This is a genomic window from Clostridium sp. CTA-1 (assembly GCF_054768215.1).
The window spans coordinates 54,322-67,194 of the sequence record NZ_BAAAAP010000005.1; the positions used below are offsets into that span (position 1 = coordinate 54,322).

Below are 12,873 nucleotides of genomic sequence, written 5' to 3' on the forward strand. Positions count from 1 at the left end.
TATTACATCAATCCCATCTCTATATTTAATTTTATTCTATTATGGTTTATCTTCTATGCTTAAAAATTACTTAATAATGATCAATTCTTTTAACTATACTTTTTTAGACAAAGTTTAAATTCCACTCCCTTTTCACTGTTTGAAATAGAATACTTTCCATTATGTGCATCTAAAATCATTTTTACTATATAAAGTCCAAGGCCACTACCTCCACTTTTCCTATTACGAGATTTCTCAATTCTATAAAAAGGTTTAAATATTTCTTTAAGTTCATTTTCCTCTATATAGATTCCTGTATTTTCTATATTTAATATAATTTCATCTCTTTCTTCATAGAGACTTGCATAAACTTTCTCATTTTCTGGAGAATGATTAATAGCATTGGTTATTATATTGTTCACTACTTTTTTTAATAATTTACTATCTCCACAAACAAATAAATCTTCTTTTATATTTTTATCTATGAATATATTCTTTCTTTTAGATATAAAGGAGGTATTATAAATACATTCTTCAACCATTTTACTTAAAAAAACTTGCTCTTTTTTAGGTTTAAAGCCCTGAGACTCTAATTTTGATATTTCTAAAGTTTCCTTAACCATATATTCCATATCATTTAAAACTTCAAGGTTTCTTTTTAAATATTTATCCCTGTCTTTATAAATACCTATATTAGATAGCATTCCTTCTATTTGACCCTTTAAAATAGTTATAGGGGTTTTTAATTCATGAGATATAGTTGCTATAAATTCTCTTCTTTTTTTCTCTATTTCTCTTTCTTTTAAAATATCATCTAATAATTGTTCATTAGCCCTTTGGAGTTCTTCCATAGAGATCCTTAAATTGTCAGATAGATCATTCAAACTTTGAGAAAGTTCTCCTATTTCATCCTCTCCTTTTACGGTACACTTTTTAGTAAAATCTAATTTTGTCATTTCCTTAGCTACTTTGTTTATACTTATTAAAGGTTTAGATATAAATCTAGAATAAATTAATCCTCCTATTATAGAAATTAAAATTACAACCAATCCTATGTAAGGTATAAGTAGAACTAAAACTTTAGATGCCTCTGATATAGGCTGAAGTGGAGCAGTTAAATATAAATTATATTCTTCCTCACTATTACGAAATTTTATTTTTCTATAACTTCTATATGTAGACCTATTATTAAGTTTTTCCTTATTTTTAAAATGGGGTAAATCTTCTTCTTTAGGTATAGCTATAGGACTTTTTTGAGAAAAATTAGTAAAATAAATAGCTCTTCCATATTCGTCTGTTACTAATATAGTTGCATTATTATCAAATGAAATTTTCCCTAAATATTCTTCAATATTATTTATGTCTAACTTAGGTGAATTAGTTACTATACTATCTAATTGGTTTTCTATAGTCATTTTTTTATATTTATGATAATAATTAGGAAGTAACATATAAATTATAGAGTAAGTACATATAGAGCTTATTACTAATAATAATGTAGTTACTAAAAATAGTTTATATACTATACTTTTTTTAAATTTATTTTTCAATTTTATACCCCACTCCTCTTATGGTTTTTATATAATCTACATTTAACTTTTGTCTCAAATTTTTGATATGGGTATCAATAACACGGGTATCTCCAAAATAATCATAACCCCATATTTGATTTAATAAAGATTCTCTCGAAAAAACCCTTCCTACATTTAATATTAATATTTCTAATATTTGAAATTCCTTATAAGTTAGTTCTATTTCTTTACTATTAACTAAAGTTTTATAATTAGAAGGATCTATTTTTATTTCTTCAAAAGTTAAGGTTGAATTATTTCCTTCTAAACCATTAACTCTTCTAAGTACTGCTTCCACTCTTTTTATTAATAAATTAATAGAAAAGGGTTTTGTTATGTAATCATCTACTTTTAATTCAAAACCTCTCATTTCATCCTCTTCTTCCCCTAAAGCAGTAAGCATTATTATAGGCACACTTGATTCTTTTCTTATAATTTCACACACTACAAATCCATCGATTTTAGGAAGCATCACATCTAAAATTATTAAATCAAAATTCCCCTCTCTAAACATCTCCACCGCCATTAATCCATCTGTAGCTTCCTCTACTAAATATCCACTTTCCTTTAAAACTTCACTTATAATAGTTTGTATATCAAAATCGTCCTCTACTACAAGAATTTTCTTTGGCATTGTAATTCCTCTCCTGTTTAAATATATCATTAATTATGCATAACTATTTTTGCATATTAATATATTTATAATCTTTACTTTATTTATTATTTATAAATTAATAAAAATAAATTCCTTTATATTTTATACTAATAAATACTCAAAATCTATGAACATATTTTAAATAATCATTATGTATCATTATTTAAAATAAAAAATAGGGCTATCTCAAAATAAAAATAGCTTTAATTTTAAAACCGTAAATATAAATAATATATTCATAAAGCACTTCATTTTGCTAAGTAGTTCTAAATTTGACTCCATTAAAAATTTTTTACCCAGTAGAGGCACCATCCTTGGTTTCACTACTGGCTCCTCACGTCCTGTGAGGAATTACAAAAATTTTTAATTTCGTCAAATTAAGAACTACTAAAGCTCATTCATATGTTTATTACATATATTATTTATATTTACTCTATTAAAATTAAAGCTATTTTGAGATGCTATTTTTTATTATCTTAGTTATCTAAGTTGTGTTTGTACAAAACTTAGGTAGTTAAAAGTTTTAATATTCTAAATTTATATTCTTATTTTTTTCGGCAAATCTTTCCTTAATCTCATCTTTTCTACGTTTAATATCTGTAGTATTTATGGTGGCTATTACCCCTTCTACCACACTTTGAAATCTTTCAAAAGGGATTCCTACTGCCATTTCTTCATCCCTCCATTTTGCTAAAAATCTAGTGCTTGGACAAAGTACTGTAGTATTTAATCTACCCTTTATATAAGGTTCTACAGTAGCTTCTGCACAAATTGCTTGCATTGAAGCACCTGTAATTTCTAATCTACCACCTTCATGGTATACATATCCTTGCTGAATTCTCATAGCTTGATAAGGATTTACTATAAAAATAACTACATCTGGAATAGTTTTAAATTCTTCTAAGGGTGCTACTGCAACACCATATGTAGTAGCACCTGTTCTATATAATCCAGGTACTCCTTCTCTTACTCTTCTTGCCGCAGCTGGGGTTTTATATAAATTATAAGAAAAATATTCTGTACCGGACTCTATCCTTTCTGTGGAAGGCTCAAGATTTAATGCAGTAGTGCCTCCATCGCAGCTTAAATGTTCAAGTCTTATTTTGAATGCTTTCCCTCTAGTAGCTTTCTCTACTACACAGCAATAAGATAATGGTGCATTAGGTTCATTCCATTCTAATTTACTGTACTCCTCTTTATCAAAATATAATTTTATGCCTACAGGTTTTCTACTAAAGTTTAATGCACAGTGAATATCTTCACATAATTCTTTAACAATATTTTTATCATATGGATCCTGCGGAAATCCATAAGTTATTTTTTCATGTTTAAATGGCATATTTATCCCTCCAATGTTTTATTATTGTACATACTTAACAGCAAAAGCGACAAGATTATTTAAATAAAGTATAACTACAACAGAAATAATATATAGAATATAAACTGTTGTCATAATTATTTCATTTATAGGCATATGAAGCTTTCTATAATAGGTTCTAGTTTTGTATTTATCAAAAGCACGTGTTTCCATAGCCATGGATATTCTTATACCCTTTCTAACAGCATTGGCCATCATAGGAAGTATATATCTTTGTGAATTCCATACTTTAATAAAAGGATTTTTGCTTTCCACAATTCCTCTTACTTTATGGGCATATTTTATGGTTTGAAGTTCCTCTTTAAAAGTAGGCAGAAATCTATAGGCAGTCAAAAAAGCATATCCTACCTTAGGAGGTATCCTAAAATATTTTATTAAGGATATAACAAACTCTGTAGGATCCGTTGTTTTTACGAAAATAGAAGTATAAATGCTTATTAATATTATCCTAAACCCTAAGCCTAGTACAGCAATAACCTTAAGAGGTTCCCCACTAATATATCTAATAGCTAAAATAACAAACATAAAAGTTACTGACATTATTATAAACCCTTTAACAGAATTTAATATTTGTAAAATACCTAAACTACTAAAAATAGAAGCAATTATAATTCCACTAATGATCAAAATACTTGATGTATAAGGTTTAAAATCTAGAGATCCTATGATAGTTATCAGTATAAGAATAAGTAATTTTAAAAATGGATTCATGTTATCTATAAAATAATTTTTTTTAGTCATATTTTCTCCTTCTTTTTAGGTAAAAATATTTTCTTTCATATTTTTTAGTGAACCTTCATATTTTACTTCTCCATTTTCCAAATATATTACTCTATCACAACAATTTAAAACCATATCCATATCGTGAGTTATCATAAGAATAGATGTACCTTCGCTGTTTATTTTATATAATAAATTTATTAATTCCTTAAGATTACTTCTATCTTGTCCATATGTTGGTTCATCCAAAATTAAGATAGATTGTCCATTTATCATCATGCTGGCTGTACTTAACCTTCTTTTTTGTCCTTGACTTAAAGAAAATGGATTGGATAACCTATGGTTAGCTAAATCAAACATGGACAAATATGAGTCTACAGTGTTTTTGATTGTTTCTGAATTTCGATTCCTTATTTCTAGACTTAATGCCATTTCCTTTTCAACGGTCATTTTAATAAATTGATGCTCAGGATTTTGAAACACAAGTCCCATATGTTCTCCCAATTCTCGTGGATTTATATTTTTTATGTTTATATCCTTTACTAATATATCTCCCTTGTCTGCTTTTAATAATCCCATTAATATTTTTGATAAAGTAGATTTACCTGCCCCATTTGGGCCAATAATGGCTGCTATTTCCCCTTTTCTTAATGAAAAGTTCACATCTTTTAGCACTTTACTGTTTTTATTATAAGAAAAGCATATTTCTTTAGCTTCTAATACTTTTTCTGTAGTTGATTGATTTTTATTACCAGCAGGAAGAGTTGATTCACTTTTATAGGATTGTATAAAGAACTCCTTATCTATATTCCTAGCATAGTCTCTTTGAAACCAGATTATATCATCTATTATTTCACTAAATTCATTTATTTTATGTTCAACAATTAGTATAGTTTTTCCAAATTTATCCCTAAGGTCTTTTATAAGGTTGATTATTTCCATAGTAGATTTAGGATCTAAATTTGCAGTAGGTTCGTCCATCAAAATTACTTCAGGATCCAATGCTAATATAGAAGCTAAAGCAACCTTTTGTTTCTCTCCCCCTGAAAGGTGATTTAATTGTCGCTTCCTAAGATGCTTTATACCTGTTAGCTTTAAAACTTTATCAATAGTAGGATCCATATGAGATGGTTCCATTTTTATATTTTCAAGTCCAAAGGCTATTTCGTCTTCAACCATAAATGTACACAACTGACTATCTGGATCTTGAAACATATAAGCAATTTCACCTGAAACAGTTTTTACACCTTTGTTTTCTATATTTTCATCTTTATAAATAATTTCACCAGTAATGTTCCCCTCTATAATATCCGGTATAACCCCAGTAATACACATAAGTAATGAACTTTTACCACATCCACTTTTACCAGTAAGAAGGGTAACTCTATTCTTTTTTACTTTGATATTTATATCTTTAAAAACCTTATAATTCTCATGAAAAGAAAGACTTAAATTTTTTATTTCAAGCAATCTTAAGATTCACTCCCTCTACTAATTTTAAAATCATTAAGAACGCCTGTAGATTTTAAAGCTTTTCCTAAAGCTATTGAAAGGCCGGCTCCAAAGATAATTGAACTAATCACTCTAATAATAAGCATTATTGGTATAAGTTTAGGATAAAGTTGAAATCCAAAAATAAAGTAATCTCTTATTGTTACAAGAATCATTGCCAATATTGAGGCAATAGACATTTGAAAATAAGAAAACTTTGAATATTTTCTAATTGCTACAGCTATTTCAACGCCAGCACCTTGAAGTAAGGATGCCACAATTATATGGATTCCATAAGGACTTCCCATTAATAAATTTACTAATCCTGTGAAAAGTGCTCCAAGAATACCAGCCCCTGGTTTTCTAACGATATACATTGATAATAAAGCTGATATTAAATATACTCCATATATAATATCTCCTCCTAAGGGACCTGCTATAGTAGTAAGGGGCTGATAAACACTGTCTAAGCCCATAAAAACAACTCCCATAAGAGCACTTAGCATAGCCATTACTACAATTTCTTTTAATTTTAAAGTTTGTTTCATATTATATCTCCTCCAATTATTAATTTGTATAATGTCCATTATAATATTAGTAAACATTAAATATTTTGTCTAATAAGAAAGATTTATGCTTTAACGTGTAATGATTTAAAAAATTAATAAGTATTGACTTTTAATGAAATTTATATAAACGCATAAATATATTAGAAAAGATTAGAGAGTGAAATTAATTCACTCTCTAATCTTAAAAATATATTTCATAAAAAATTATTTACTATATTTAGTTACATATTCAGAAGTCATAGCTGCAAGTAAACATCCATAATTCATATTAAACTCTACAGTATCTCCTATTTTGTATTGCTTTTTACATTCAGTTAAATTCAGCAAGAGATGATCACTGCTTGCTCCTAATATTTCTATTTCACTATCCTTAGGAATAAGTCCATCTAATTTTATATCCTGCTGTCCTAAGGCGAGTATAGCCCTTTTCATAATACCTTTATCTATAAAACTTGGCTTATTTCCAAAAGCATCTAACCCTATATTCCCTTCTGGCATAGAAGGCTTTTCCTTTAATTCTACAATTTCTCCTACTAAAGTTACACAATCTTCATAAAAATTATCTAGTTTTTGTCCAAAAGCTGTTTCTCTTCCTAATATGGCAGCCTCCCCTATTCTTAGTTGGTTTATGCCTTGTGGTATAGAATGGTTTACAACCATGTGTAAACTACTAGAATTCCCACCAGAAACTATAGAAACCTTTATTTTTAGTTCCTTTTCTATTTGATTTTTTATTTCTAAAAGTTTTCCCAAATTATTTTCATCAGGAATAACTCCACCATAGCAAGTAAGATTAGTACCTACGCCTACAAATTCAAGGTTTGGAAGTTTTATTATTTCTTTTACTGTAGGCAATACGTCCTTTGGAAGAATCCCCTCTCTTAAATCTCCTAAATCTATCATGAGAATTATTTTATGAATTTTATTAAATTTCCTAGCTTCCTTTGACAATTCTTTTATAATTTCTAGTTCTGAATTTAAACTTATATCTGCATATTCTATTACCTTTGAAACTTCGCTTTTCATAGGTATGCGTAGAAGAAGCTTTTCACAATTTGAATCCTGTATTTTCATAAGATTTTTCATTCTAGCATCTGCTATAGTTTTAATTCCTTCCTTTATTATGGTTTCTACCACAGCTTTTTCTGCACAAAAGGATTTAGTTACTATTACAGGCTCTATTCCTGCTCCATTACACAAATCAATAAGCCGTCCAATATTGTAAGTTATATTTTTAAGTTTTATTTCTACACATGGATAAATTTTATTCAAAAATCACACCCCCAGATTATTTTCATAAATTTACTATATTATACTATATGATTCTCATATTTTGAAATAATTCTTAATTACATTAAATTTTATAAAAAATATCTTATATTTCATCTTATTGTGTATTAAAACAACATTTGCTAAATATGTGAATCATTGAAAGAATTAAAAAATTATCAGAACTCTACTTAAAATTAATAGAAACATTATATAAAAATATAATTATATTGCATAGTTATTTTATTATAAGGGAATAATTATTTTATCTATAATATTTCCTATAAAGGGGTATGGTGTTTATGAGAAATAGAAATTTAAATTCATTACAAGATAAAATTAATTCTATTAAAACTTTAATTGGAGAAAAAAATGATTTAATAGTAAAAGAATTTATAATATGTAAAACTTCCAATATGGAGGCTGTATTATTATATATAAATGGGTTAACTAATAACCAAGTCATAGATAGAGATATTCTCAAACCTTTAATGTTTAATATAAAGGAAGATCTAAGTATTATAGATAATTTAGAAGAAATTCTTTGTAAGAAATACATATCACTTAGCAACGCTTTTTTAGAAGAAGATATTAATAAAGCTATTTTTCACTTAAAGCGAGGTAAAACTCTACTACTTTTGCAAGACAGTACAAAATTTATAATTCTTGACACTGCTGGGGGAGAATATAGAAGTATTTCAGACCCCATAAACGAAACTTCTACAAGAGCCTCTAGAGAAGGTTTTGTAGAAAAATTAGAAACTAATATAAGTCTATTGAGAAGAAGACTAAAGGATAACAATTTAATAGAAGAAAACTTTACAATTGGGAGAAGAAATCAAACAGATGTAGTGTTAATGTATATTGACAATATAGCAGATAAAGATATAGTTGAAGATGTAAAATCAAAATTAAGTTTAATAGATGTAGATGCATTAGTAGGTAGCGGTATTTTAGAACAATTAATAGAATATAGTCCCTATAGTATATTTCCTCAGGCTTTTTTTACAGAAAGACCAGATGTAGTAGGGGCAAACTTACTTGAAGGCAGGATTGCTATTATTACTGATGGGACTCCTTTTGTATTTACAGTACCTGCAATATTTTTTGAGTTTTTTCAAGCAATTGAAGATTATAGTCAAAGAACTATTATATCTTCTTTTACTAGAATATTAAGATATATTGCAGTTTTTATAGTTATAACACTGCCTGCTATATACATAACCTTAATAAAATTCAATCCAGAATTAATTCCCTTTAAATTTTTAGGGGCCCTTATTGAATCAAGAAAAGGTATAGCATTAACGCCTTTTATGTCTATATTATCTATGAATATGATTATAGACTTTTTAAGAGAGGGTGGATTGAGATTACCCTTTAAGATAGGTCAGACATTAAGTGTGGTTGGTGGTATTATAATTGGTGATGCAGCAATAAGAGCAAAAATAGTTAGCTCTACTACTCTGCTTGTAGTAGGTATCGCTACAGCAGCCACTTTTTTAATCCCTAATTATGAAATGGCTATTTCTATAAGATTAATAGGTTATCCTATGTTATTTTTAGGTAATTTTTTAGGCATGTTCGGCATTACCATAGGATGGTTTTTTTTAATAGCCTATTTATGTACTTTAGAAAGCTATGGAATACCCTATTTTAAAATTTATAAAAGCGATTTAAAAGATATATTAATAAGAGCTCCTAATTATAAAATGAAAAAAAGGCCAGAAATTATCCCAAATTCAAACCCAACTAGACAAAGCAATTTTAGAGATTTGTTTAGGAGGAAAAAAAGTGATGAATAATAAAGAAAATGCCTTAACTGAGAGCCAATTAACCTTTATGGTTATAGGTAGCATAATTGGAATAAGTGTACTAAATTTACCCTTAGCTCCAATAAAAGTAGCTAAGCAAGACGCTTGGATAGCTACTTTTTTAGGAACGATTTATCCAATATATGTCGTATTTATAACAATTTATATAAGAAAAAAACACCCTAAAAAGGATATTTTATATTTAAGCAAAAAAATTTATGGAAAAATCCTAGGAAACATATTAAATTTAATATTTTTATTATTTTTTTTCCTAATTGCCACAGATGTAGCTGCAGGTATAAATAATGTTCTAAGAACTTATATGGTGAATTTTTTAAATTCTTGGAACATACTGAGTTTGCTATTTTTGGGAGCTGCTTATGCTGTCTATGGTGGGACTAAAACAGTAGGAAGATTAAATGAAGTATTGTTTTATATTACCTTTATAGTTTTTCTAATACCTATCTTTTCATTAAAAGAAGCTGATATACTAAATCTACAACCAGTACTAGGAAGTGGAATAAAAAATATTATAAATGCTACAAAAAAAACTATTATAGCTTATTCAGGAATAGAAATGCTTCTTATATTATATCCCCTTGTAGATGAAAATATAGAACTAAAAAAAATAGGTTTTAAAAGTATATCCTTTATTACAATTTTATATACTTTATATACTTTGCTTACTACGTTATATTTAGGAATTAATATCACTAGTAAATTTTTATGGCCAGTTATAACCATATCTAGAAGCATAATAATACCTGTAATAAATTCTTTTAGCTATATATTTTTATCTCTATGGACTATGACTATGTTTAAATGTATATCTGTACATTACTTTTTATTTGCTCATGGATTAAATAAAATATTTAAGAAAATTAGCAGGAAAACTTGGGTAATATTACTCTATCCTGTAATGATTATAGTATCAAATCTATATGGTACTCCAGTAAGGAGAAGAAGTTTTTTAGATAAAATTTTCCCTCCCTATGTGATTTTTAATATTATATTTATTTCTATTACTGCTCTATTAGTAGCTTTAGGAAAAGGTGATAAAAATGAAAAATAAAATGAAAACAATAATAAAAATTGCTTTTATTTTAATTATAATTGTTAATTTAATAGGGAAAAGAGGAACTCTGATAGAAGAATTAAATCTTCCTAATAGCATAGGTTATGATATAGTTGAAAAAACAGGAGATCAAGTATTGTATAGTGTACCTCTAAGAATTTATTTTTCTGAAAGTAAATTGCCTAATGAAAGTAAATTAATAACTGCGGAAGCAATAAATTTAGGAGAAACTAGAAACAAAAGACAGCTACAAGCTAGTAAAGATTTTATATTAGGACTAGAAAAATCTCTTGTTATAAGTGAAAAAGCTGCTAGATTTGAAATAAGTAATATAATTGATATATTGCTTAATAATCCTTTAGTAAATGATAATGCTGCAATGGTAATCTGCAGTGGTAAAGCAAAGGATGTTTTAGAGTATGAAGTAAAAAAATATAGTGGCACAGAAGAATATGTCGGTTCATTAATAGAACATTTATATGCTTTTAATTTTTTTTCTAAAAAATATACCTTAATGGATTTTATCATAAAATCTAGTTCGGAGGGTAAAAATCCAGTTGTTCCTTATATAGAGATTGTTGATGATGAATTAAAAATAACAGGTTTAGCTATTTTTGATAAAACTAAAATGGTAAAAAAGTTAGGCGTAGAAGATGGTAAAATATTAAATCTTTTAAGAGAAAATAATGGTAAAGGAATTTTAACCCTTCAAAAGAACTCTAAGGAATATGTAAATTATTACCCTAAATCAAAAAAAAGAGTTAAATGTTATAAAGAAGGAGATAAATATAAGTTCATAATAGATATTACTCTTAAGGGACCTATAGTATCTAATCAACTATATAAAAATTTAGATACTGATTCAAAGATATTAAAAAAATTTGAAAAGGATATGGAGCAATTTGTAGAAAAAAAATGTACTCTTTTTATAAGTAAAATGAAAGAAAGTTGCAAAGTAGATGTATTACAATTAGGGAGTGTTGCTGCAGCTAAATATGGTAGAGAATCTGGAGTAGACTGGAATAAAGAAGTATTGAACTCTGAAATTAAAGTTAATGTAAAGGTTAAAGTAGATAGCCAAGGTAGAGGAGATTATTAATTAAAATATTTTGTCTTATAATAAATTAGGAGGATATTTCATGAAAAATAATAGAGATAATGAATTGACAGAAATGCAATTCACTCTAATTCTAATAGGATCTATGATGGGTGTGGGCATTTTGAGTCTACCAAATGATGTTATAAAAATTGCAAAACAAGATGGATGGATATCTGTTCTATTAGGATCTATTTACCCCTTATATATAGTATTTATAGCAAGTTATTTAGGTAAGAATTATCCAAAAGAAAATATGCTTATTTTAAGCAAAAAATTTTTTGGTAAAATATTGGGGAACATTCTAAATTTAATTTTTATCTTATATTTTGTAATTATATCTACAAAAGTAGCTGCAGATGTATCTAATGTATTACATATTTACATGGTTCAAAGTTTAAATAAATGGACTATATTAATTGTTATGTACTGTATGATAGCCTATGCTGTACATGGAGGATTTAAAACTGTAGGAATATTAAATGAATTTATATTTTTCTCCACTATTATCATTTTTTTTATACCCCTAATAGCAATAAAAGATTTAAATATTTTAAATATACAGCCAGTATTGGGAAGCGGAGCATTAAATATACTAAAAGCAGTAAAAGAGACCATTTTCTCCTTCTCTCAAATAGAAATAATTTTATTAATCTATCCATTATTAAAAGATAATAAAAAAATAAAAAAATGTGGGTTTAAAAGTATTATTTTTATAACGGTAGTTTATTTCTTATTTACTATTATAGATATACTTTATTTAGGCATAGAGGCTAGTTTAAAATTTACATGGCCAATAGTTAATATTACTGAAAGTATAATGGTACCAGTAATAAATTCTTTCAGATATATATTCATGTCCTTATGGAGCTTAACTATGTTTAAGACTATATGTAATGGCTATTTTATAGCTTTTCATGAATTAAACAATCTAATTAAAAAAATAGATAAAACAAAAATTTTATTATTGAGCATTCCTTTAATGATTATAATATCATTCTTCTATGGTAATGTAACTAATTCAAAGAAAATTATAGGCAAAATAATGCCTATATATATAATTTACAATATAATTTTTTCCACTTTAATCGCCCTATTTGCTTGGAGAGAAAAAGATAAGAAATTACTCCAACCTAATTCATAAGCATATAATTTTTAAATTTTACTTTTTTGTGGAATAATAATCTAAAACAGAAAATTTATCTTCTACTATATAACTAAAATTTAAAATACATATACATAATTCATTAGTAAATCTA

At 26.8% G+C, this 12,873-nt stretch carries 11 protein-coding genes; 4 read left to right on the plus strand and 7 right to left on the minus strand.

All coding sequences use genetic code 11. The features are described 5' to 3' along the window. Window positions 1–89 precede the first annotated feature (89 nt). The 7 genes from ACYUEW_RS05265 to orr all read right to left on the minus strand — a co-directional run bounded on the left by ACYUEW_RS05265 (window position 90) and on the right by orr (window position 7,635). The gene (locus ACYUEW_RS05265; protein WP_460276348.1) at window positions 90–1,529 is read right to left on the minus strand and encodes a HAMP domain-containing sensor histidine kinase; all 1,440 of its coding nucleotides are present in this window, start codon (window positions 1,527–1,529) and stop codon (window positions 90–92) included. Then, a complete protein-coding gene (locus ACYUEW_RS05270) occupies window positions 1,519–2,184 on the minus strand; it encodes a response regulator transcription factor (RefSeq protein ID WP_257411671.1) in 666 nt (221 codons plus the stop codon). The genes ACYUEW_RS05265 and ACYUEW_RS05270 overlap by 11 nt, the downstream gene beginning before the upstream one ends. A gap of 544 nt (window positions 2,185–2,728) precedes the next feature. Further along, window positions 2,729–3,544, minus strand: coding sequence for a DUF169 domain-containing protein (locus tag ACYUEW_RS05275; RefSeq protein WP_265203765.1), 816 nt, complete (start codon window positions 3,542–3,544; stop codon window positions 2,729–2,731). A 21-nt stretch (window positions 3,545–3,565) separates the two neighbouring features. Continuing rightward, window positions 3,566–4,324: an energy-coupling factor transporter transmembrane component T gene (locus ACYUEW_RS05280; protein WP_460276349.1), complete on the minus strand. Its 759-nt coding sequence runs from the start codon at window positions 4,322–4,324 to the stop codon at window positions 3,566–3,568. Between the two features lie 15 nt (window positions 4,325–4,339). Continuing rightward, a complete protein-coding gene (locus ACYUEW_RS05285) occupies window positions 4,340–5,773 on the minus strand; it encodes an ABC transporter ATP-binding protein (RefSeq protein ID WP_460276350.1) in 1,434 nt (477 codons plus the stop codon). Between the two features lie 2 nt (window positions 5,774–5,775). Next, on the minus strand, window positions 5,776–6,342 hold the full coding sequence (locus ACYUEW_RS05290) for an ECF transporter S component (protein WP_049042783.1): 567 nt from the start codon (window positions 6,340–6,342) through the stop codon (window positions 5,776–5,778). Window positions 6,343–6,567: 225 nt separating this feature from the next. Beyond that, complete coding sequence (gene orr, locus ACYUEW_RS05295; RefSeq protein ID WP_460276351.1) at window positions 6,568–7,635, minus strand: ornithine racemase Orr; 1,068 nt, start codon at window positions 7,633–7,635, stop codon at window positions 6,568–6,570. Window positions 7,636–7,934: 299 nt separating this feature from the next. On the opposite strand from orr, the gene ACYUEW_RS05300 reads away from it, so the two are divergent. The 4 genes from ACYUEW_RS05300 to ACYUEW_RS05315 are packed head-to-tail and all read left to right on the plus strand — an operon-like array spanning window position 7,935 to window position 12,758. Continuing rightward, entirely contained in the window at window positions 7,935–9,434 is a 1,500-nt protein-coding gene (locus tag ACYUEW_RS05300) for a spore germination protein (RefSeq protein WP_460276352.1), read from the plus strand. Further along, complete coding sequence (locus ACYUEW_RS05305) at window positions 9,427–10,515, plus strand: GerAB/ArcD/ProY family transporter (RefSeq protein ID WP_460276420.1); 1,089 nt, start codon at window positions 9,427–9,429, stop codon at window positions 10,513–10,515. Before ACYUEW_RS05300 ends, ACYUEW_RS05305 begins: the two co-directional genes overlap by 8 nt. Then, entirely contained in the window at window positions 10,505–11,617 is a 1,113-nt protein-coding gene (locus ACYUEW_RS05310) for a Ger(x)C family spore germination protein (protein ID WP_460276353.1), read from the plus strand. The genes ACYUEW_RS05305 and ACYUEW_RS05310 overlap by 11 nt, the downstream gene beginning before the upstream one ends. A 40-nt stretch (window positions 11,618–11,657) precedes the next feature. Continuing rightward, a complete protein-coding gene (locus tag ACYUEW_RS05315) occupies window positions 11,658–12,758 on the plus strand; it encodes a GerAB/ArcD/ProY family transporter (protein ID WP_460276354.1) in 1,101 nt (366 codons plus the stop codon). The last annotated feature ends 115 nt before the right edge of the window (window positions 12,759–12,873 follow it).